Here is an 18,674-nt window from a genome sequence, read left to right on the forward strand (position 1 = left end):
AGATGAGACTGGGTATTGCTGCATTGGTTTCGATGGTTGTGGCCGCGGCAGGGGCGGCCCATGCACAGCCGGCGGCATCGTCCGCCGAGCGCGGCATGCCGGACCAGGCTTTCTTCGTCGGCGCGGGCGCCGGCTACTCCTTCACCAGCTTCGGATCCCAGTCCGTCTACAACAAGGGCATCTCCAACGTCTTCCTGAACGGCAGCCAGGTCGCCAACGGCCAAGCCTCCGGGCCGCCGGTGCAGACCTTCCTCGGCGGCAGCCAGTCCAATCCCTCGCCGGTTGTCCAGCTCGGCTACTTCCAGCATTTCGCCAACACCGACTGGTTGTGGGGCGGCAAGGCTTCCTATGCCTATGTCGGGTCGACGTCCTCGGTCCAGAACCTGGTCATTCCCCAGTACGGCAGTTCCAGCAATGGCGGCGTCTCGAGCTTCAACGGCTATTCGGTCACCGGCAGCTACTCGGTGACGCTCGGCCATCAGTTTTCCCTCATGCCGTTCGTCGGCCGGTCGTTCGGCAAGGGCTTCGTCTATGCCGGTGCCGGCCCGTCCCTGTCGCAGGTCCAGGCCAGCATCAACAACGTCGTGGGATACGCCACGATCAACGGCAAGTTGACCGACGTTTCCGGCCCGCCGCAGACTTTCTCCAGCAACAACTGGCTGATCGGCTTCGCCGCGACCGCGGGCGTGACCTACTTCCTGACGCCGTCCTGGTTCATGGATCTCAGCTACGGCTATTCGCAACCCGGCGGGCGCACGAGCTACATCAATTCGCCCTTCTATAATCCGGGCACGGGCGGCGTGTCGTTCAGCGGTAACCTGATCGGCTACTACACGGCCAACGTCAGCGCCCACATGGTCGCGCTGACGTTCAACAAGTCATTCTGAGGCAATCTGGCCGCCTCAGGGGGTGGCTCTCATTGAATTTGTTGTGTCAGTATGATGACTGATCGTGGTGACGGCGGCTGACGATCCAACCCTCGATGTGCTTCTCGATCTGGATGGTCAGGTTCTGGTCGTCGACCCGGAGGGCGGCCATTCGGGTCGATTCGTGGTGATGCGAGTGCCGGTATCCCCGGAGAAGGCGCAGGGTCTGGACTATTCCCTCACTCTGCACGGGCCTGACGGGGAGCGACTGGTTGGCTTCGACAACACTCATCCGGTCGGTCGATAGAGGCGGGGCGGGCCGTGGGGCGTCTTCCGGGAGGTCCGGCTGATCGGCCTGTCGCTGCTCTTCGCCGTGACGAAACCCGACAACCGCGCCTTGCAGGCGATGATGAAGCGGCTGGGGCTCATCTACCGCAAGGACGTGGTCTATCGTGGGATCGAGGCGGTGTGGTTCGATGTGGGGCAGGAGGGGTTCGAAGGGTCGAGTGGAAACACTGTGCGATGATGGCAAGCGCGGTTGTCGTGGCAGCGTCGACGCGGGGGTGAATTATCGTAACTACAAAAATGTTGGCGACGGGTCTTTTTCGTAGTAACATGAAGCTGTGGAGATCGAATTCGACCCCGTCAAGCGTCGAGCCACGTTGCAGGCGCGCGACCTCGATATGGCCGATGCTGGAGAGGTATTCGAAGGCCCCACGTTGACCGTCGAGGACGACCGTCAGGATTACGGCGAAGCCCGGTATATCACGATCGGGTTTCTCGCCGACCGGATGGTCGTTCTGGTCTGGACGCCGCGCGGCGCGGCCCGCCGCATCATTTCCATGAGGAAAGCCAATGACCGCGAACAAGCGCTCTACGCGCCGCGCTTTCGTCGACCCTGACGATGCGCCGGACCTCTCCACACCGAAGTGGAAGGCGAAGTTCGACGCCATGCCCGTGAAGCGCGGACGGCCGAAGTCCGAACGGCCGAAAATATCCACGACACTGCGGCTGGACGCCGATGTGGTCGACCATTTCCGCGCCCTCGGCCCGGGCTGGCAGACACGCATCAACGCCACGCTGCGTTCGGCCATCAGGAAACGGCGCGAACGGGCAGCGTGATATTCGTGCTGCGCGAGAGAGGAGTGATTCCATGACGACATTGAAGGTCGGCGTTGCCACCTACAAGGAGATGAAGGCCCGGCCCCTCGCTGTGGCGCGCGGCGAGCGCGGCCGCATCACGCCGAAGGTGATGCACGATCGGGTGGAGCTGGAATTGCCCCTGGCGGTGTCGCGCAAGGCGGGCTGAGCCGGTCAGGTCCACGCTGCGAAGGCGGTCAGTTTTGGTCATCCTCTGAACAACCGCCCATACCCCTCCACCTCCACCCGCACGCCCGCTGACCGCAGGCAGTGCCACAGGCTGGTCGGGCATGCGGCTAAGGGCCTCAATTGAAGCGTGGATCTTGTGCGATGCGCGCGGGCAGCTGCAAAGGCGTCACGACTTTCGTAACCAAGTCGACGAGCCACGGCTCCTGATGAGGTGCCCCGCGCACACCGTAGGATGGCTTGGCGGGTGAGCTGGCGGCGACGCTGAACGCAGCGACGTTGCCGCGTTGAGAGATGACGGCTGTGCCAAGCAGTTTGCAAATCCTGGTGATCTGCGTCGCAACTCCGTTCTCAATGGCATAGACGTCGTATCTGAACATTGGTCCAAAAGGGCCGATCTGCGGCGGCTCAGCACAGGAAGTGTCATTCGATCGTCCGACAAATGCCGTACGCCTCCCGCCTTCAGAGCTGACAAAAGTGCTGAAACTTGCGAATGGCGTTTGCAACAGGCGTCTGACCACATCCGGAAAGGCTATTTGTGGCGTTGACCCAAATCGAAACCTGTACGTCATCAGCTGAAGATCTTGTGCGCCCAGCTCTTTGCCCGCGGCACGCAGCTCATTGTTCGGAGCGTCCCTCGTGCCAAACAGAAATTCGGTCGGACTTACGAAGGAGGGTTGAGCAATATCAAAGGTGCTCACCAGGTTGCCAAGAACGATCTGGCGCTGGCCGGTTTGAATGTCGATCAACACCATAGTGGGATGTCTAATGGCCTTGGGAACCATCATGTCGATGCACAACAGCGTCTTGTTGCCGGGCTGAAACACCGGCAGAGAGCAGCCATTACTGTTCGGCACCAAGTCAACCCGCGTGGGATCGGACGCATCTGCCACTAGAAGGCCCTGCTCATTGTGGCCCGCGATCTTCTTGCCGTCGGTCGAGTAGGAATTGGCCATGAAGGGCGTCGCACGCAGAAGGCCTGTCTTCCAGTTATAAAGGGCTGAGCCGCGGGTTTTGGGCGTTCGATAGCCGAATGCCAACTCGCTCCCGTCGGGTGACAGGGTAAACTCGCTTCCGATAGTGATCTGCGCTGTCGCGGCCTGTGGAATTACAAGACAAAGGATCATCAATAGCAGTCTGGACAAAAAGGGCGGCCGCCCCGCGATGATCGGCCGCCTTTGACTTGGCGATCTTCGACTGACGAATGCTGTTGCTGCAGTGGCGTCGTTCCTACTGATCTCGTTAGCAGACATCTTGGAGATGGAGAGATTGCGCATCGCTTGTTGCTCGCTTGCTACAAAGGCCGCTGCGGCGCGAGTCCCAGCAAGGTCGCAGGCGGCGAGCGCGGTCATTCCTCGTCACCCCTTCAACAACCGCCCATACCCCTCTACCCCCACGCGCACACCCGCTAACCGCAGGCAGTGCCACAGGCTCGCCTGGTTGGCGGTGATCACCGGGCGGGCGAGGTCCTGTTCCAGGGCGTCGATGATGCCGACGCAGCGGAAGCCGGTGCCGCCGATCAGCACGCCGTCGGCCTCGGCGGGGCAGGCGGCGCGCACCTGCGCGTAGAGCGCCTCGACTTCCTGCAGCACGGCCATGCCGTTGGCGTAGAGTTCGTTGGGCGGCAGGTCGCGCCATTGGCGGCCGGGATCGAGGCGTAGGCATCCGGCGGGCGCGAAGCCGCGCTCGGTGTAGTAGCGCGTCGCCGCGGCCAGCGTGTCGTCGGGATACCAGGGCGGCAGCACCAGGAAGGGTCGTGTCACACCGCACGCCTTCAGCGCCGCCATCGTGTCGAGGCCGTTGGTGGTGGCGATGGTCTGCGGGCCGACCACGGCCGAGAGCGCCGCCGCGGTGACCTCGTCCCAGCCCGTGCCGCTCGATCCCTGGCCTCCGACCACGCTGCTGGTCGTATGCGCCAGCACGACCGCCGACAGCCGCATGGCCGCGAACTGCTTGGCGCCGCGCAACACGTCGTCGGCCAGCGTGACGGCGGTGCGATTGTCGTTCCACTGCGCCCACGGCGATTTCGCGGTCACGCGCGCGGCATGGATGGAGACGCCCGATGGCGTCATCGCCCACCATTCGGCTTCCGGCACCACTTCGTTGCCGACGATGAACAGGCCGATGCGCGCGCGCCAGCCCCAGTTGTCCTTCTGTATCATGGCCGGGAGTGTGGCGCGCGCTGTCGAAAGGTCCAGAGGCGATTGCGCCGACGCTTGGGTTGGCACTTGCGTCGGCACTTTGGTCGGTACGAGAAGGGTCGGAGCGGTAGAGACCGTAATCGGTGCCGGTGGATGGTGCGCCTATGATGGCCGCCATGGAACAAGGCCTCGTCTCCGCCATCGACAAGCCGTGCGCGGCCGTCTCGGGAGCAGGCTGTCGTTTTTTTCCCGTTTATTTAACGGGAGCCGGGGCCTCATGGCGGGAGGCGACGTAATGAGATTGAAGGGGCGACTCCGGCGACTCGAAGCCCAGGTGGCATGGCTCTCCAGCGAAGGTGAGCTGCGGGCCTGCGCGCTGCGGCTCGAGGCGCTGGAGAAGATGCAGGAAATTTCCGATCACCTGGCGCGCGATCCCGCGGCTGCCGCACGATGGAAAGCGGCCGGCTTCAGCATCGCCTTGCCGCCGCCGCGCGTGAGCGAGCGCCGGTTCCCCCTCATGGCTCGCCTCGAGCCCGCTGCCGCTCTCCCCCTCACCGCACCTCTCCTCCTCCCGGGGGAGAGGAGTCCGATGGATGCTTCCGATCTGTCTTCAAGCGCCGCTCCCCCCACAGAGGAGAGGCGAGGGAAGGCGGATATCCCCGAGATGTCCGATCAAGCCCCTCTCGATCCGCCCGAGCACATGCAGATCCGCCCCATCACCTGGCGCATCCGCGGACCGGACGACTGGGACGATGACGAGGGGGACGACGGAAAGCTGTGCCCGCTCGACGAGGAGTACGACGTGCTTGCCGATGCCTGAGGACGTTTCAGGGGTACCTTTCTTTGCCGCCCTCACCCTGCCTTTCCCCCTCGCGGGGGAGGGGAGTTCGACTCAAAGCACCTCTTCCCATCGGGGGAGAGGTGGGATGAGGCGGCTCAGGCGAAGAATGTCAGCCCGCGAGGGCCTGTTGCGCGGCGCGATGGACGGCGGGGTCGCCGGCGGCGAGGACGGAGCCGTCGGAATGCATGTCGAGTTCCCGGCCCTGCCAGTCGGTGATCAGGCCGCCCGCGCCCTTGATGACCGGCACGAGGGCAGCGAAGTCGTAGAGCTTCAGCGAGTTCTCGACCACGAGGTCGACATGGCCGGCGGCGAGCAGGCCGTAGGCGTAGCAGTCGCCGCCCCAGCGGAACAGCTTCACCTGCTTCGCCAGCGCCATGTGGCGCCGTTCGAGATCGCCCGGGAACATGATCGGCGCCGTCGAATACATGTAGGCGCGGTCGAGCGTGGGGCAGCTCCGCACCGTGATCGGCTTGCCGTTGAACGTCGAGGCCTGGCCACTGACGCCCAGCCAGCGCTCGCCCAGGATCGGCTGATCGATGACGCCCAGCACCGGCTGGCCGCGATGCAGCAGCGCGATCAACGTGCCGAAGATCGGCAGGCCGGTGATGAAGGCCTTGGTGCCGTCGATCGGGTCGAGCACCCAGACATACTCGGCGTCGGTGCGCTCGGCGCCGTGTTCCTCGCCGAACACGCCGTGCGCCGGCACATGCTGCGTGAGCAGGGTGCGCATCGCGGTCTCGGCGTCGCGGTCGGCGATGGTGACGGGGCTCTTGTCGCTCTTGTCGTCGATCGCGACGGGCGTACGGAAATGGCGCGCCACGATCGGGCGCGCCGCGTCGGCGAGACGATGGGCCAGAGCGACCAGCTCGGCGGGAACCGATCCGGTCACCGGCGGCCTGTGGTTTTACTTGGCTTCCGGCAGCGGCGGCGGATTGTCGTTCATCGTGCGCAGATAGGCGATCAGGTTGACCCGATCCTCTTCCTTCGGAAGACCGGCGAACGCCATCTTGGTGCCCTTGATGAACGCGCTGGGCTTGAAGACCATGTGATTGATGTCTTCATAGGTCCAGTCGCCGCCCTTGGCCTCCATGCCCGACGAGTAGCTGAAGCCGGGATGGCTGCCCTTCTTGCGGCCGACGATGTTCCAGAGATTGGGGCCGACCTTGTTCGGGCCGCCCTTGTCGTCGGTATGGCAGGCTGTGCAGACCTTGGTGAAGATCGCCTTGCCGGCATCGACGTTGGCGCTGGCGAGCTTGGCGCCGATCGGTGCCAGCTCGGCGGCGGGCGCCGGCGCACCGGTCGCGGCAGGAGCGGATTCGGCCACGGCGATCGCGGGCTTCTCGAGATGATGCGGCTCCACCAGCGCATTGGAGACCTTGCCGCACACCATCGCGAAAAGAGCCGACGCGAGGAAGCAGCCGGCAGCCGTGTTGAAATTGACCATTCTCAGTTCCCGCAGCGCAATTTCTTCGGAGTTGCATGTAGCACGCCCCGAGCGCCGCCAGTAGTATCCGATCGCCTCTTCGCCCTCGCGCGGCGGAACGTCGCAAGTTCCGGATTTAGCACGGTTTTTCGCCTCTGGCGCAGGGTTGACGGAGCGAGTCCGGGGCGCGAAACAGCGCGGCGCAAGACGCATCGTGCAGCCCGGCGGAACGGGGTGGGGGAGATTTAGGGCAAATGGCCAAGTCGCGCGCCGGCAAGAGCAAGGCCGGCAACATCATCGCCTTCCAGGGCGAGCCGGGCGCCAATTCGGACATGGCTTGCCGGGCGGCGTTTCCGGACATGGTCACCCTGCCGTGCCCGACCTTCGAGACCGCCATGGCGGCGGTCCAGGCTGGCAAGGCGGCGCTGGCCATGATCCCGGTCGAGAATTCGATCGCCGGCCGGGTCGCCGACCTGCACAGCCTGCTGCCCCATACCAGGCTCAAGATCGTCGCCGAGCATTTCCAGCGCGTCGAGCATTGTCTGGTGGCGCTGCCGGGCGCCTCGCTCAAGACCATCAAGACGGCCAAGAGCCACGTCCAGGCCCTGTCGCAGTGCCGGAACTTCCTGAAGAAGCATCGCATCGAGCCGCTGGTTCATGCCGACACCGCAGGCGCGGCGCGCGAGATCGCCGAGATCGGCGACGCCTCGGTCGCCGCCATCGCCTCGTCGCTGGCGGCGCGCATCTACGAGCTCAAAGTGCTGGCGCGCAACATCGAGGATGCGGACCACAACACCACGCGCATGCTGGTGTTCAGCCGCGAGGAGGCGCGCCCGGACTGGCGCTCGACGCCGTGCATGACGGCCTTCCTGTTCCGCGTGAAGAGCGTGCCGGCCGCGCTCTACAAGGCGCTGGGCGGCTTCGCCACCAACGGCGTCAATATCGTCAAGCTCGAGAGCTACCTGTCGGGACCGCAGTTCGAGCAGGCGCAGTTCTATGCCGAGGTCGAGGGCCATCCCGAGCAGCGCAGCGTCAAGCTCGCGCTTGAGGAGCTGGCCTTCTTCTCCGAGGAGCTGAAGATGCTCGGCACCTTCCCGACCAATCCGTTCCGGCGCAAGGGCTGGGACGCGCCGACGCGCCCCGGGACCTGAGAGGCGGCCATGGCCCAGCAGCCCGTTCGCATCGCCCCCTCGATCCTGTCGGCCGACTTCGCCGCGCTGGGACAGGAGATCGCCGCGGTGACGGCCGCCGGCGCCGACTGGATCCATGTCGACGTCATGGACGGCCACTTCGTGCCTAATCTCACGATCGGGCCGATGGTAGTGAAGGCCCTGCGCAAGCACAGCGCGCTGCCGTTCGACGTGCATCTGATGATCACGCCGGTCGATCCGCTGGTGCCGGCCTATGCCGAGGCCGGCGCCGACGTGATCTCGTTCCATCCCGAGGCGGGGCCGCACGTCCATCGCACCATCCAGCTCATCAAGGGGCTGGGCAAGAAGGCCGGTCTCGTCCTCAACCCGGCGACGCCGCTTGCCGCGGTCGAGCCGGTGCTGGGCGATCTCGATCTGGTGCTGGTGATGAGCGTCAATCCGGGATTCGGCGGCCAGGCCTTCATCGACAGCCAGCTCGCCAAGATCGCGGCGCTGCGCAAGGCGATCGACGCGCTCGGCAAGCCGATCGCTCTCGAGGTCGATGGCGGCGTCAATGCCGAGACGGCGAAACGCTGCATCGTCGCCGGTGCCGATGTCCTGGTTGCGGGCACCGCGGTGTTCGGCGGCGGGCCGGCACGCTACGCCGACAATATCAAGGCGCTCAGGTCCTAGCTCAGCCGTGCGAGTGCTTGCCGCCGGGGTGACTGATGTCGCCCAGCGCGGTCCCTGCCGCGCCGCCGCTATGCAGGGTGGCGACGTCGCCCAGCGACAGGATGCCGACCAGCTTCTTGTCGCGATCGACCACGGGCAGCCGACGCACCTGCTCCTCGCCCATGTTGCGGGCGACATGCTCGATGTCCTCGTCCTCGAAGCAGTATTTGACCTCGCCGGTCATGACCTCGCGCACCGGCGTCTTCGGCCCCTTGCCGCTGGCCACCGCGCGCAGGGCAATGTCGCGATCGGTGATCATGCCCACCAGCCGCTCCTTGTCGCCGACGGGCAGCACCCCGGAATCGGCTTCTAGCATGAGCCTGGCTGCCTGCTGGATGGTCTGGTCGGGCGTGGCGAGCGTGACGGGCGTGCTCATAGCTTCGCGGACTTGCATGCTGTTCTCCTCCGGTCCGGTTGGGGGAAGTCGATCCAGCAATGATCCGCGCGCGACCGTGGTTGCGTTCCGATCCGTGCCGAAGGCGGTCCTAAAGCGAGACTTCGCCGCGCAGCACCGGTACGCAGCGGCCGCCGACGCTGGCCCGGATACCGTCCGGCCCGCGCCAGGCCCGGCACAGGAGCTGGCTGGGGCGGCCCATCTCCACGCCCTGCACGATCTCGACCGGCTTGTCCTGCTCCTTCGACAGCGAGAGCAGCAGCGCCGCGAGCGGCGTGGCCGCGCTGCCGGTCGCGGGATCCTCGACCGTGCCGGACAGGGGTGAGAACATGCGCGTGCGGACGCGTTTTCCGTCGTGGGCATAGAGATAGAGCGGCAGCCGGTTGGCGCCCATCGCCGTATAGACCGCGGCGGCCTCCCGGAAATGGCTGATGTCCGGCGTGGCCCGCGTCAGCGCCTCGCCCGTCACCTCGGCGAGGACGAAGGAATTGCCGACCGAGGCATAGAGCGGTCGATGGCCCGTGATGACAACGTCCTTGGCCTCGAGGCCGACGCAGCGGGCCAGCAGCTCCACCGGCATTTCCGCGCCCAGGGACAGAGGCTGCGGCGCGGCGATCGTCACCACTCCAGCCTCGACCTTCACCTCGACAAGACCGGCCATCTCCTCGAATCGCAGGCTGCCGTTGGTGGCGCGGCCCAGTTCCGTCAGCACCCACCCCGTCCCGACATTGGGGTGGCCGGCGAACGGCATCTCGTGCCTGCGGTTGAAGATGCGGACGCGGGCCGTGTTGGCCGAATCCTGTGGCGGCAGGACGAAGGTCGTCTCGCTGAGATTGAACTCCGCCGCCAGCGCCAGCATCTCGTCGTCTTCGAGACCGCAGGCATCGGGAAAGACGGCGAGAGGATTGCCGCCGAAGCGGCGTTCGGTGAAGACGTCCACCGTGACGAAGGAAAAGCGACGCATGGTTCTTGTGCTCTCTCAGACGATCTCGGCGCCGATTTCCTCGGCAATCCGGCGCAGGGCCGCGACCGATCGTGCCGTCGCGTTGCGCCCGTCCTGCGGGCAATGAGTCTCGATGGAGGCGATGACCTCGGGGACTTCGACCGCGCTCAGCAGTCGTTGAAGTTCCGCGGCCCACGGAATATCGCCGTCGCCGAGGGGAACGGTGCGGTTGCCGGCGAGATCGCGATCCTTGAGATGGATCATGTCGACCAGAGGGGCAAGACGCGCGATGTCCGCCGCCTCCGGCGGCGCACCCATGGCATAGCTGTTGCCGATATCGACCAGGGGCTGGATCTTCATGTCCTCCGGCTGCGTTCCGATCAGCTCGGGCAGGGCAGTGAAGAAATGCGCCAGCTCGGCGATGTTGCCGACGTTGCAGATCGGCTCGTTCTCGAGCTCCAGAAGGGCATCGTGACCGCCGGCGATGTCCAGCAGCCGATAGAGCACACGGTCGAGATCCTTGGGCTGGAAGTCGGGATAGCGAAGATAGCTGAAGATCCGCACCCGGCTTGCATTCAGCACTGTGGCGATGTCGAAGGCATAGGCGAGAGGGTCATCGCGCGGGCACTCGGACGGATCGAAGGCGAAGTCGACCGCTCCCTCCGGCCGGGATTTGTCCGGCGCGGTCCATTTCAGCAGGGGAGAGACGAGGGTCGGCACCGTGATCCCGGCGTCCTCCAGCGCATCGCTGATGTCGGCGATCTCGGCGAGAGACATGCCGAGAAGGTTTCGGCCGCCCACGGTGCGCATGTCCAGGCGACGCACCTGGTGCTCGGCGCAGAAGGAGATCATGTCGGAGAGCGACGATCCGATTTCATCGCCGATCACGGTAAGAGCAAGTCTTGGAAGAGCCATGACCGGACCCTACTACGGAGGATCGTGTTTGGCTAAAGCCGGTATGCTAAAGGAGCGGGCATGGATGATGCGGAAATCTTCGTCGGCGCCAGTGACGCCGATCAGTATCTGCTCCTGAAATATGCCAATCGCCACGGCCTCGTGGCGGGCGCCACCGGCACCGGCAAGACGGTGACGCTGCAGACGCTCGCCGAAGGCTTCTCGGCGTTCGGCGTGCCGGTGTTCCTGGCCGACGTGAAGGGCGATCTGTCGGGGATCAGCCAGCCCGGCGGCGACAATCCCAAGGCGGTCGAGCGCGCCAGGGCGCTGAAGATCGACGGCTACAAGGGGCGTGGCTTTCCCACGGTCTACTGGGATCTGTTCGGCGACAAGGGCCATCCGGTGCGGACCACGGTGAGCGAGATCGGCCCGGTCCTGATGGCGCGCCTGCTGCAGCTCAACGACACGCAGGAAGGCGTGCTCAACATCGTCTTCAAGGTCGCGGACGAGCAGGGCCTGCTGCTGCTCGACTTCAAGGATCTTCAGGCGGTGCTGCAATGGACGGCCGAGAATGCCGGCACCCTCACCACCAAGTACGGCAATGTCAGCAAGCAGACGATCGGCATCATCCAGCGTGCCTTGCTGACTCTCGAACAGCAGGGCGGCGAGCGCTTCTTCGGCGAGCCCGCCCTCGATCTCAAGGACATGATCGCGCGCGATCCGTCGGGCTACGGTTATGTCAATGTGCTGGCTGCCGACAAGCTGATGGAAAGCCCGCGGCTGTACAGCACCTTCCTGCTGTGGCTGCTGTCGGAGCTGTTCCAGGTGATGCCGGAGGTGGGCGACGCCGACCGGCCGAAGTTCGTGTTCTTCTTCGACGAGGCGCATCTGCTGTTCGACGATGCGCCCAAGGCCCTGCTCGACAAGATCGAGCAGGTGGTGCGTCTGATCCGCTCCAAGGGCGTGGGCGTCTACTTCGTGACGCAAAGCCCGCTGGATATCCCGGAGAGCGTGCTGGGCCAGCTCGGCAATCGCGTCCAGCATGCCCTGCGCGCCTTCACGCCCAAGGATCAGCGGGCGGTAAAGACCGCCGCCGATACCTTCCGTCCCAACAAGAAATTCGCGGCCGCCGAGGCCATCGTCGAACTCGGCGTCGGCGAGGCGCTGGTGTCGTTCCTCGATGCCAAGGGCGTTCCGACGCCGGTCGAACGCTGCCTCATCGCGCCGCCGCAGGGCCGCATCGGTCCGGCGAGCGACGCCGAACGCGCGGCCGTCATCAAGGCGAGCCCGCTTGCCGGCAAGTACGAACGCACGGTCGATCGCGAGTCGGCCTATGAAGTGCTGACGGGGCGTGCCACCGGCGGGCAGGTCCATCACGACGACACCGATGCCGCGCCCAGTGCCGGGCAACGGCGGCGTGGGCAGTATGGAGCGCCACCGCCGGCAGAACCTACGACGGCAGCTCCTGGCCCCAGCGGGCCGTGGGGCAGCGCGCCGGCGCCATCGGAAGCGCCGGCGCCCAAGCCGCAGCCGCGATTGCGTGAAGCCCAGGCGCCGACATCGGCACCGGTTCCGCCTGCAGCCAAAACGCCGGCCCGCCGCAGCGATACACTCGGTGAAACCATCGCCAAGTCGGCCGCTCGCACCGTGACCACGATCGCGGTCCGCGAGGCCTCGAAGGCGATCTTCGGCAGCGGCCGCAAGGGCGATACCGGCCTTCTCGGCGGGCTCGTGCGCGGTGTCCTGGGCGGCCTCGCCAAGTAGCGGCGGCTGCGCCGGCTCTTACAGGCCCCTCCTACCGGTCGCTCCTAGGGTCCGAGGCTGCGTGCCGTGACGAGGGCCTTCAGGGCCGAGTCCGATTGGGCGTATTTCCGCTGAAGGACCGTCGCTTCCATCGCCAGCGAATCGCATCGCAGATGACTGAGCGCATGCTCGATGCGGGTGTCGCTTGCCTCGTCGGTGACTTCGGCCGTCAACCAGCGACGGCAGGCGGCTTCTCGACCGGCCAGAGCGACGATGTCCGGTGGTGCATTGTGCAACGACTTAGGCAGGGAGGCTGCTTCCTTGTCGATGGCCCATGAAGGCCCGACGAGCAAGGCGATGAAGCAGACGAGGAGAAAGGAGCGAGCAATGGATCTCATGGCCTCTTCCCTTCGATGGCATCGGTCTAGTTCCTGAACTTTTCATGACAGGCCGCGCAGGCTTGGCGTGTAACGGTCATCTGTCGCGCAATCGCCTCCTTGTCGCCGCCATTGACGACAGCGAAGAGCTTGCTGGTTTCAACGACCAATTTCTTCTGCGCATCGAGAAAACGCTCGAAATCGTCCCACGTTGTGGTCGGTGCGTCGAACTTGCTCGGCAATTCCTCGAGTTCGCTACCGGGCGGGAAAATACCGGGAATGGTTTTTGCCAGCACGACAACTTTTCGTGCGCTGTCGACGGGAAGCGGTTGATCGCCGGCCGCTTTGCCGAACTTGTCGATCTCCGTCATCGCCGCGGCCATCGAGCGCATGGTGGCGATCAGCAGCTGCTCGACGGCTTCGGCATGGAGCGCAGCGGGAGTGAAGAGGACAGCCGCGAGGGCGAGGACTGGCCAGGTTCGGCCAATCCACCGGGTATTTCGCAACATGACGCAACTCTCTTCGAAGGGATGGGACGATCAGGCTTTGCTGACGGGCAGCTCGGTGAGCGTGATCTTCGCCCCCATGGTGATATCGCGCGTGCCAAGTCCGCTCATCGCGGGATCGTAGGGAAGCGGGACGCGCTTGGGCTGCGAGCCCGGGGCGGGCTGCGGGAAGATCAGGGACTTCGCCGCATGATGGGGGATGTGGCCCGTCATGTCGTGATGCTCCTGGTGGATATGGCCGTAGAAGACCACGACGTTCTGGTAGGGCATCAGCAGGTCGATCGCCTTGGTGCCGTCGGCTGTCGTCCAATCCCACTTGGCGTAGAGGTCGAACAGGGGCCGGTGCGTCATGACGACGATCGGCTCATCCACCTTGCGTTGCTTCAGATCGGCGGCCAGCCAGGCCAATTGGGCTTCGCCGAGCTTGGCTTCGGGATCCGACGCGTTGTCGAGTGCGATGAAGTGCACGCCTTTGTGATCGAAGGTGTAGTGCGTCTCGCCGAAGAATTCCTTGTAGGCTTCGCCGGCGTCGAGCGACGCATCGTGCTCGCCCGGCATGAAGCGCACGTCCTTGACATGCAGGGCGCCGACGATCTCGCGAAACCGCTTCATGCGCGCGCGCCGTTCCTTCGCGTCTTCTGTCGTATGGGTGAGGTCGCCGGTGAAGACGATGAAGTCCGGTTGGTTGGTCAGTCCGTTCACCGTCGCCACCGCCTTTTCGAGCGTATGCTCCGCATCGGGATTGGCCGGGCCGCTGTAACCCCAGTGCGTGTCCGAGAATTGCACGAAGTGGAAGTCGGCGGTCTGGGCCGAGATCTTCCTGTCGGGAAAGAGCCCTGCGGTGAATGTCACGCCGGCAATCCCGGCAAGCTTCAGGAAATCGCGACGATCGACGTGAGCCACGGTGGCCTCCAGCGTTGTTGATGCCGGACCTACCGAGGCGCTGGGGGCTTTATTCCGGGGCCGACCCAGGGGGAATAAAATCGACGCCCTGCCGGTAATGATGTCCAATGGCGATCATGTCGGAGGCGCCGAAACCGGATAGTGGCATGGTCGAACGGTTTCGTTCGGTGATGCTGCCGCACCTCGACGCGGCGTATGGATTCGCGCGCTGGCTGACGCGCGACCCCGTTCTTGCGCAGGACGTGGCGCAGGAGGCGATGGTCCGGGCGCTGCGATACTTCCACGCCTTCCGCGGTGAGGAGGCGCGGCCCTGGCTGCTGCGCATCGTGCGCAATACCTGGCACGACGCGCGGATGAAGCAGCGAGCCGACCAGCCGCTCGAGGCGGCGGAGGAACAGCCGACCGAGGGGCCGGACCCGGAACAGTCGGCGATGATCGAGGATCGGCGCCGGCACGTTGCGGCGGCATTGGCCGCCCTGCCGGCCGAGTCGCGGGAGGTGCTGGTGCTGCGCGAGATCGAGGACCTCTCCTACAAGGAGATCGCAACGGTCCTCGATATGCCGATTGGAACCGTGATGTCCCGGTTGGCGCGCGCCCGGGAGAAGCTGGCCGGCGATCTGCGGGTCCGCTTGGGAAGGAGGACGAATGGACTGCGCGACCTGTGAGTCGATGGTCGAGGTCTATCTCGACGGCGAACTGTCCGCGGCTGAATCGGCGGCCTTCGAGCAGGCCCTCGAGCGTTGCCCGGCCTGCCGCGAGCGCCTCGAGGAGGCACGCGCGCTAAGCGGGCTGTTGCGGGACCTGCCGGCCGAGTCGGCACCCGATCTGCTGCGGGCGCGCGTCGAGCGGGATCTTCGTGCCGCCGGCGGTGCGCGCCCGGCGGCGGCTCCGCGTCTGCCGCTGCGCTGGATGGCGACCGCCGCCAGCCTCCTTGTTGCCGCCAGCCTCGGCTGGATGGGCGGCATGTTGTCGACCCAGCAGGGCCGGGATGCGGATGAACTGGTGTCGGGCTATCTGCGCGTTGCGGCCAGCGACCATCCCGTCGATGTCGTCTCCAGCGACCGCCATACGGTGAAGCCGTGGTTTGCCGGTCGCATCGATTACTCACCGCCCGTGCACGACCTTACGACCGATGGCTTCCCGCTGCTGGGCGGACGGATCGACGTCTATGACGGGCGCAAGGTCGCGGTGCTGGTCTATGGGCACAACCAGCACAAGCTGGCGTTGACCCTGTGGCCGGCTTCGGCCGACAACGGCGTCCCGCCAGATATTAGTCAACGCGACGGCTTCGTGCTGGCGCAATGGCGGCACGGCGGCTTCGAGATGCGCGCCGTGTCTGACGTCGGGACAAGTGAGATGGAGTCTTTTGCGAAGGCGATCGACAGGACGATCGACAGCGATCGGTAGCAGCCGGAACGTGGGCCCCGGCGAGACCCACGTTCCCTTTGGCTCTACACGAGTCGATCGAGTTCCTTGACGATGGCGTCGCCCATCTCCTGGGTGCCGACCTTCTTGGTGCCGTCGGTCTTGCCGACCAGCAGGTCGCCGGTGCGATAGCCTGCCTTCAGCACGTTCTCGACCGCGGTCTCGACCAGGTCGGCTTCCTTGCCGAGGTCGAAGGAGTAGCGGAGCATCATGGCGTAGCTGAGCGTCTGCGCGATCGGGTTTGCCAGGCCCTTGCCGGCGATGTCGGGTGCGCTGCCGTGGATCGGCTCATAGAGCGCCTTGCGGCGGCCAGTCGCGTCGGGCGCGCCGAGCGATGCCGACGGCAGCAGGCCGAGCGAGCCGGTCAGCATCGAGGCTTCATCCGACAGGATATCGCCGAACAGGTTGTCCGTGACGATGACGTCGAACTGGTTCGGAGCGCGCAGCAGCTGCATCGCCAGCGCGTCGGCGTACATGTGGTCGAGCTTCACGTCGGAGTACTTCTCCTTGTGCAGCTTGGTCGCTTCCTCGCGCCACAGCACGCCGGTGTGCATGACGTTCGCTTTCTCCGACGAGGTCACCTTGTTGCGGCGCTTGCGCGCCAGCTCGAAGGCGACGGCGCAGACGCGCTGGATTTCCGGCGCAGTGTATCGCTGCGTGTCGAAGGCCTCGACCTCGCCCTTGGCGTTGACGTGCCGGCCGCGCGGCTCGCCGAAGTACACGCCGCTGGTCAGCTCGCGGATGATCATGATGTCGAGACCCTTGACGATCTCAGGCTTGAGCGAGCTTGCGTCGACCAGCGCGTCGAACACCTTGGCCGGGCGCAGGTTGGCGAATAGATCCATCTCCTTGCGCAGCCGCAGCAGCCCACGCTCGGGCTTCTTGGTGAAGTCCGCGGTATCCCACTTCGGCCCGCCGACCGAACCGAACAGCACGGCGTCGGCCTCGAGGGCGATCTTCATCGTATCGTCGGTAATCGGCGTGTCGTGCTTGTCGAGGGCGGCGCCGCCCACCAGGTCTTCCGTGATGTCGAAGCCGACCGCGCGCTTCTTGCCCATCCAGGCAATGATCTTGCGCACTTCGTTCATGACTTCGGGGCCGATGCCGTCGCCGGGCAGCATCAGCAGATTGCGGTTCGACGCCATTGTCTTCTTTGTCCTCGGTTAAGAGTTAATCCTCACCCTGAGGAGCGTGCGCAGCACGCGTCTCGAAGGGTGGGAACGAGCACCTTGTCTGTGGCCCATCCTTCGAGACGGCCCTGCGGGCCTCCTCAGGATGAGGTTGTGTCCGGATTACTCCGCGGCGTACAGCCAGGGCTGCGATTCCTTCTGGCGCGTCTCGAAGTCGTCGATCTCCGGCTTCTTCTCCATCGTCAGGCCGATGTCGTCGAGGCCGTTCAGCAGGCAGTGCTTGCGGAAAGGATCGATGTCGAAATGGACGGTGCCGCCGTCCGGTCCCTTGATCTCCTGCTTCTCGAGGTCGACCTCGATGACGGCGTTCGAGCCACGGCTCGCATCGTCCATCAGCTTGTCGATGATCTCCTTCGGCACCTTGATCGGCAGGATGCCGTTCTTGAAGCAATTGTTATAGAAGATGTCGGCGAAGCTCTCGGAGATCACGCAGCGGATGCCGAAGTCGAGCAGGGCCCAGGGCGCATGCTCGCGGCTCGAGCCGCAGCCGAAATTGGGGCCGGCGACGATGATCTTGGCGTTCTGGTAGGCCGGCTGGTCGAGGACGAAGTCCTTCTTCTGGCCGTCCGCCGTCCAGCGCAGCTCGTAGAACAGGCCGTCCTTGAGACCGGTACGCTTGATGGTCTTCAGGAAATTCTTCGGGATGATCATATCGGTGTCGATATTGACCATCGGCATGGGCGCGGCGACGCCGCGCAGCGTCGTGAATTTTTCCATCGGGCATCCCCTCGCGAAACGCCGGAATAAACGGGCTTTCGGCGGCCGGGTCAAGCCGCTGGCCGACCGGCCTATCGCGCCCCGGAAGCGCCTAGCGGACCTTGATCACCAGGGTTCGGGCCATCATGTCGTGCAGGCCCTGCTTCTTGTCGGTGAAGGCCACCATGATGAAGCCGATGCAAAGCAGCATGGCGGAGATGAATTTCGCAAAGTAGCGCCCGGTGGCATTGGCGAAGGACAGGCGCTCGCCGCGGTCGGTCACGACCCGCAGCCCGACCGCCATCTTGCCCAGGGTCGCGCCGCGCTCGGAACTCTCCATCAGGGCGAAGTAGAGCCAGCCGATCACCAGGGAGACCAGGTTGATCCCGTGGTCGTACAGGGGATGGCCGCCACGGAGGACGTGCATGCCGCCCACCACGACGAAGAGCACGCTTCCGACGATGCCCAGAATGACGGCGTCGATCAGGTAGGCCACGACGCGGATCCAGAACCCGCCATAGCCGGCACCGCCGGAAGTCGGCGGCTGGGCATCCCATACGGGAGCGGGAGGCGGGACGGGAGGACCCTGGGTTGGGACGCTTGGCATGGCACCGTCAGCGGTTGTGGATGACCAAAGTGCCGGCCATCATATCATGCAGGCCGCGCTTCCTGTCGGTGAAAGCCACCATGAGGAAGCCGATGCCGAGCACCAGCAGCGACACGATCTTGGCGAAGTAGCGCCCGAAGGCGTTCGCGAACGTCAATCGCTGGCCCTGGTCGGTGACGACGCGCAGTCCAACCGCCCTCTTGCCCAGCGTGGCTCCACGCTCGGAGCTTTCCAGTACGGCGAAGTAGAGGATGCCCAAGCCGAGGCCAAGGATGCCGCCGCCGATGCGGGCAATCGTCTGGGCCGTTGCTGGCACGCCGACGAAATGCCAGACGAAGCCGACGACCAATCCGAAGACGAAACCCACGACCGTGCCAACGACATAGAGCAGGACGCCGTCCAGCAGGTAGGCCACGACGCGGATCCAGAAACCGCCATATCTCGTCGCTGCAGCCGCTGATGGTTGGGCATCCCACACCGGTGGCGGCGGTGGCACGTTGGTCATGCAGGCTCTCCCCCGAGATATCCGGCACAAGA

Annotated in this window: 26 protein-coding genes; 12 read left to right on the top strand and 14 right to left on the bottom strand. The window is 65.1% G+C overall.

Translation table 11 applies throughout. The features are described 5' to 3' along the window. Positions 1-2 precede the first annotated feature (2 nt). The 6 genes from B5D62_RS23035 to B5D62_RS33480 all read left to right on the top strand — a co-directional run bounded on the left by B5D62_RS23035 (position 3) and on the right by B5D62_RS33480 (position 2,175). Positions 3-887 carry an outer membrane protein gene (locus B5D62_RS23035; protein ID WP_139374039.1) on the top strand — a complete coding sequence of 295 codons (885 nt, stop codon included), beginning with the start codon at positions 3-5 and terminating at the stop codon, positions 885-887. Positions 888-951: 64 nt separating this feature from the next. Further along, complete coding sequence (locus B5D62_RS23040; RefSeq protein WP_231714912.1) at positions 952-1,173, top strand: hypothetical protein; 222 nt, start codon at positions 952-954, stop codon at positions 1,171-1,173. Positions 1,174-1,239: 66 nt separating this feature from the next. Beyond that, complete coding sequence (locus B5D62_RS33475; protein ID WP_170921082.1) at positions 1,240-1,392, top strand: hypothetical protein; 153 nt, start codon at positions 1,240-1,242, stop codon at positions 1,390-1,392. A gap of 97 nt (positions 1,393-1,489) precedes the next feature. Next, complete coding sequence (locus B5D62_RS23045) at positions 1,490-1,768, top strand: BrnT family toxin (RefSeq protein ID WP_085936327.1); 279 nt, start codon at positions 1,490-1,492, stop codon at positions 1,766-1,768. Further along, on the top strand, positions 1,722-1,988 hold the full coding sequence (locus B5D62_RS23050; RefSeq protein ID WP_085936329.1) for a BrnA antitoxin family protein: 267 nt from the start codon (positions 1,722-1,724) through the stop codon (positions 1,986-1,988). The genes B5D62_RS23045 and B5D62_RS23050 overlap by 47 nt, the downstream gene beginning before the upstream one ends. Before the next feature lie 31 nt (positions 1,989-2,019). Next, on the top strand, positions 2,020-2,175 hold the full coding sequence (locus B5D62_RS33480) for a hypothetical protein (protein ID WP_170921083.1): 156 nt from the start codon (positions 2,020-2,022) through the stop codon (positions 2,173-2,175). Between the two features lie 136 nt (positions 2,176-2,311). Here the strand turns inward: B5D62_RS33480 and B5D62_RS23055 are convergent, their stop codons facing one another. Together B5D62_RS23055 and B5D62_RS23060 are read right to left on the bottom strand one after the other, a co-directional pair. After that, positions 2,312-3,544 carry a hypothetical protein gene (locus B5D62_RS23055; protein WP_085936331.1) on the bottom strand — a complete coding sequence of 411 codons (1,233 nt, stop codon included), beginning with the start codon at positions 3,542-3,544 and terminating at the stop codon, positions 2,312-2,314. Between the two features lie 6 nt (positions 3,545-3,550). Beyond that, complete coding sequence (locus tag B5D62_RS23060) at positions 3,551-4,354, bottom strand: maleate cis-trans isomerase family protein (RefSeq protein WP_085936333.1); 804 nt, start codon at positions 4,352-4,354, stop codon at positions 3,551-3,553. A gap of 274 nt (positions 4,355-4,628) precedes the next feature. Between B5D62_RS23060 and B5D62_RS23065 the strand changes: the two genes are divergently transcribed. Next, a complete protein-coding gene (locus B5D62_RS23065) occupies positions 4,629-5,153 on the top strand; it encodes a hypothetical protein (protein ID WP_085936335.1) in 525 nt (174 codons plus the stop codon). 130 nt (positions 5,154-5,283) lie between these two features. Here B5D62_RS23065 and hisN read toward each other — a convergent pair whose 3' ends face one another. Both hisN and B5D62_RS23075 read right to left on the bottom strand, forming a co-directional pair. Continuing rightward, the gene (gene hisN / locus B5D62_RS23070; protein ID WP_085936337.1) at positions 5,284-6,063 is read right to left on the bottom strand and encodes a histidinol-phosphatase; all 780 of its coding nucleotides are present in this window, start codon (positions 6,061-6,063) and stop codon (positions 5,284-5,286) included. Positions 6,064-6,078: 15 nt separating this feature from the next. Continuing rightward, entirely contained in the window at positions 6,079-6,618 is a 540-nt protein-coding gene (locus B5D62_RS23075; RefSeq protein ID WP_085936338.1) for a c-type cytochrome, read from the bottom strand. A gap of 233 nt (positions 6,619-6,851) precedes the next feature. Here B5D62_RS23075 and B5D62_RS23080 point away from each other — a divergent pair, with 233 nt between their 5' ends. Both B5D62_RS23080 and rpe read left to right on the top strand, forming a co-directional pair. Further along, positions 6,852-7,748, top strand: coding sequence for a prephenate dehydratase (locus tag B5D62_RS23080; protein ID WP_085936340.1), 897 nt, complete (start codon positions 6,852-6,854; stop codon positions 7,746-7,748). Between the two features lie 9 nt (positions 7,749-7,757). Continuing rightward, positions 7,758-8,420 (top strand): ribulose-phosphate 3-epimerase, encoded by a 663-nt coding sequence (gene rpe, locus B5D62_RS23085; RefSeq protein ID WP_085936341.1) that lies wholly within the window; start codon positions 7,758-7,760, stop codon positions 8,418-8,420. A 1-nt stretch (position 8,421) separates the two neighbouring features. On the opposite strand, the gene B5D62_RS23090 is transcribed toward rpe, so the two are convergent. The 3 genes from B5D62_RS23090 to B5D62_RS23100 form a co-directional block, all read right to left on the bottom strand. Then, positions 8,422-8,853, bottom strand: a complete 432-nt coding sequence (locus tag B5D62_RS23090; protein ID WP_085936344.1) for a CBS domain-containing protein — start codon at positions 8,851-8,853, stop codon at positions 8,422-8,424. A 91-nt stretch (positions 8,854-8,944) separates the two neighbouring features. After that, positions 8,945-9,817 (bottom strand): PhzF family phenazine biosynthesis protein, encoded by an 873-nt coding sequence (locus tag B5D62_RS23095; RefSeq protein ID WP_085936346.1) that lies wholly within the window; start codon positions 9,815-9,817, stop codon positions 8,945-8,947. Between the two features lie 15 nt (positions 9,818-9,832). Further along, positions 9,833-10,711: a sugar phosphate isomerase/epimerase family protein gene (locus B5D62_RS23100; protein WP_085936348.1), complete on the bottom strand. Its 879-nt coding sequence runs from the start codon at positions 10,709-10,711 to the stop codon at positions 9,833-9,835. Positions 10,712-10,771: 60 nt separating this feature from the next. Between B5D62_RS23100 and B5D62_RS23105 the strand changes: the two genes are divergently transcribed. Beyond that, entirely contained in the window at positions 10,772-12,454 is a 1,683-nt protein-coding gene (locus B5D62_RS23105) for a helicase HerA-like domain-containing protein (protein ID WP_085936350.1), read from the top strand. 44 nt (positions 12,455-12,498) lie between these two features. Here B5D62_RS23105 and B5D62_RS23110 read toward each other — a convergent pair whose 3' ends face one another. From B5D62_RS23110 to B5D62_RS23120, 3 genes are all read right to left on the bottom strand, one after another. Beyond that, positions 12,499-12,831, bottom strand: a complete 333-nt coding sequence (locus B5D62_RS23110; RefSeq protein ID WP_085936352.1) for a hypothetical protein — start codon at positions 12,829-12,831, stop codon at positions 12,499-12,501. 26 nt (positions 12,832-12,857) lie between these two features. After that, positions 12,858-13,202: a cytochrome c gene (locus B5D62_RS23115; protein ID WP_170921084.1), complete on the bottom strand. Its 345-nt coding sequence runs from the start codon at positions 13,200-13,202 to the stop codon at positions 12,858-12,860. Between the two features lie 147 nt (positions 13,203-13,349). Continuing rightward, positions 13,350-14,219, bottom strand: a complete 870-nt coding sequence (locus B5D62_RS23120) for a metallophosphoesterase family protein (RefSeq protein ID WP_085936355.1) — start codon at positions 14,217-14,219, stop codon at positions 13,350-13,352. 146 nt (positions 14,220-14,365) lie between these two features. On the opposite strand from B5D62_RS23120, the gene B5D62_RS23125 reads away from it, so the two are divergent. Together B5D62_RS23125 and B5D62_RS23130 are read left to right on the top strand one after the other, a co-directional pair. Then, positions 14,366-14,884, top strand: coding sequence for a sigma-70 family RNA polymerase sigma factor (locus B5D62_RS23125; protein WP_170921085.1), 519 nt, complete (start codon positions 14,366-14,368; stop codon positions 14,882-14,884). Beyond that, positions 14,865-15,626 (top strand): anti-sigma factor family protein, encoded by a 762-nt coding sequence (locus B5D62_RS23130; protein WP_085936357.1) that lies wholly within the window; start codon positions 14,865-14,867, stop codon positions 15,624-15,626. Before B5D62_RS23125 ends, B5D62_RS23130 begins: the two co-directional genes overlap by 20 nt. Before the next feature lie 44 nt (positions 15,627-15,670). On the opposite strand, the gene leuB is transcribed toward B5D62_RS23130, so the two are convergent. The 4 genes from leuB to B5D62_RS23150 form a co-directional block, all read right to left on the bottom strand. After that, on the bottom strand, positions 15,671-16,789 hold the full coding sequence (leuB, locus tag B5D62_RS23135) for a 3-isopropylmalate dehydrogenase (RefSeq protein WP_085936359.1): 1,119 nt from the start codon (positions 16,787-16,789) through the stop codon (positions 15,671-15,673). Positions 16,790-16,936: 147 nt separating this feature from the next. Then, the gene (gene leuD, locus B5D62_RS23140; RefSeq protein ID WP_085936361.1) at positions 16,937-17,551 is read right to left on the bottom strand and encodes a 3-isopropylmalate dehydratase small subunit; all 615 of its coding nucleotides are present in this window, start codon (positions 17,549-17,551) and stop codon (positions 16,937-16,939) included. 91 nt (positions 17,552-17,642) lie between these two features. Then, positions 17,643-18,137, bottom strand: a complete 495-nt coding sequence (locus B5D62_RS23145) for an RDD family protein (RefSeq protein ID WP_085936362.1) — start codon at positions 18,135-18,137, stop codon at positions 17,643-17,645. Between the two features lie 7 nt (positions 18,138-18,144). Beyond that, positions 18,145-18,642, bottom strand: coding sequence for an RDD family protein (locus B5D62_RS23150; RefSeq protein WP_085936363.1), 498 nt, complete (start codon positions 18,640-18,642; stop codon positions 18,145-18,147). Between the last annotated feature and the right edge of the window lie 32 nt (positions 18,643-18,674).

Source organism: Enhydrobacter aerosaccus (assembly GCF_900167455.1).
Classification (GTDB): Bacteria; Pseudomonadota; Alphaproteobacteria; order Reyranellales; family Reyranellaceae; genus Reyranella; species Reyranella aerosaccus.

What these genes read in the sequence shown, in the direction of transcription:
- B5D62_RS23130 (WP_085936357.1), top strand. Translation starts at nt 14,865, where the DNA reads ATGGACTGCGCGACCTGTGAGTCGATGGTCGAGGTCTATCTCGACGGC.
- B5D62_RS23125 (WP_170921085.1), top strand. Translation starts at nt 14,366, where the DNA reads ATGGTCGAACGGTTTCGTTCGGTGATGCTGCCGCACCTCGACGCGGCG.
- B5D62_RS23095 (WP_085936346.1), bottom strand. Translation starts at nt 9,817, where the DNA reads ATGCGTCGCTTTTCCTTCGTCACGGTGGACGTCTTCACCGAACGCCGC.
- B5D62_RS33480 (WP_170921083.1), top strand. Translation starts at nt 2,020, where the DNA reads ATGACGACATTGAAGGTCGGCGTTGCCACCTACAAGGAGATGAAGGCC.
- B5D62_RS23060 (WP_085936333.1), bottom strand. Translation starts at nt 4,354, where the DNA reads ATGATACAGAAGGACAACTGGGGCTGGCGCGCGCGCATCGGCCTGTTC.
- B5D62_RS23115 (WP_170921084.1), bottom strand. Translation starts at nt 13,202, where the DNA reads ATGCGCTCGATGGCCGCGGCGATGACGGAGATCGACAAGTTCGGCAAA.
- B5D62_RS23105 (WP_085936350.1), top strand. Translation starts at nt 10,772, where the DNA reads ATGGATGATGCGGAAATCTTCGTCGGCGCCAGTGACGCCGATCAGTAT.
- B5D62_RS23110 (WP_085936352.1), bottom strand. Translation starts at nt 12,831, where the DNA reads ATGAGATCCATTGCTCGCTCCTTTCTCCTCGTCTGCTTCATCGCCTTG.
- B5D62_RS23145 (WP_085936362.1), bottom strand. Translation starts at nt 18,137, where the DNA reads ATGCCAAGCGTCCCAACCCAGGGTCCTCCCGTCCCGCCTCCCGCTCCC.
- B5D62_RS23075 (WP_085936338.1), bottom strand. Translation starts at nt 6,618, where the DNA reads ATGGTCAATTTCAACACGGCTGCCGGCTGCTTCCTCGCGTCGGCTCTT.
- leuD (WP_085936361.1), bottom strand. Translation starts at nt 17,551, where the DNA reads ATGGAAAAATTCACGACGCTGCGCGGCGTCGCCGCGCCCATGCCGATG.
- leuB (WP_085936359.1), bottom strand. Translation starts at nt 16,789, where the DNA reads ATGGCGTCGAACCGCAATCTGCTGATGCTGCCCGGCGACGGCATCGGC.
- B5D62_RS23065 (WP_085936335.1), top strand. Translation starts at nt 4,629, where the DNA reads ATGAGATTGAAGGGGCGACTCCGGCGACTCGAAGCCCAGGTGGCATGG.
- B5D62_RS23150 (WP_085936363.1), bottom strand. Translation starts at nt 18,642, where the DNA reads ATGACCAACGTGCCACCGCCGCCACCGGTGTGGGATGCCCAACCATCA.
- B5D62_RS23035 (WP_139374039.1), top strand. Translation starts at nt 3, where the DNA reads ATGAGACTGGGTATTGCTGCATTGGTTTCGATGGTTGTGGCCGCGGCA.
- B5D62_RS23050 (WP_085936329.1), top strand. Translation starts at nt 1,722, where the DNA reads ATGACCGCGAACAAGCGCTCTACGCGCCGCGCTTTCGTCGACCCTGAC.
- rpe (WP_085936341.1), top strand. Translation starts at nt 7,758, where the DNA reads ATGGCCCAGCAGCCCGTTCGCATCGCCCCCTCGATCCTGTCGGCCGAC.
- B5D62_RS23055 (WP_085936331.1), bottom strand. Translation starts at nt 3,544, where the DNA reads ATGACCGCGCTCGCCGCCTGCGACCTTGCTGGGACTCGCGCCGCAGCG.
- B5D62_RS23100 (WP_085936348.1), bottom strand. Translation starts at nt 10,711, where the DNA reads ATGGCTCTTCCAAGACTTGCTCTTACCGTGATCGGCGATGAAATCGGA.
- B5D62_RS23090 (WP_085936344.1), bottom strand. Translation starts at nt 8,853, where the DNA reads ATGCAAGTCCGCGAAGCTATGAGCACGCCCGTCACGCTCGCCACGCCC.
- B5D62_RS23080 (WP_085936340.1), top strand. Translation starts at nt 6,852, where the DNA reads ATGGCCAAGTCGCGCGCCGGCAAGAGCAAGGCCGGCAACATCATCGCC.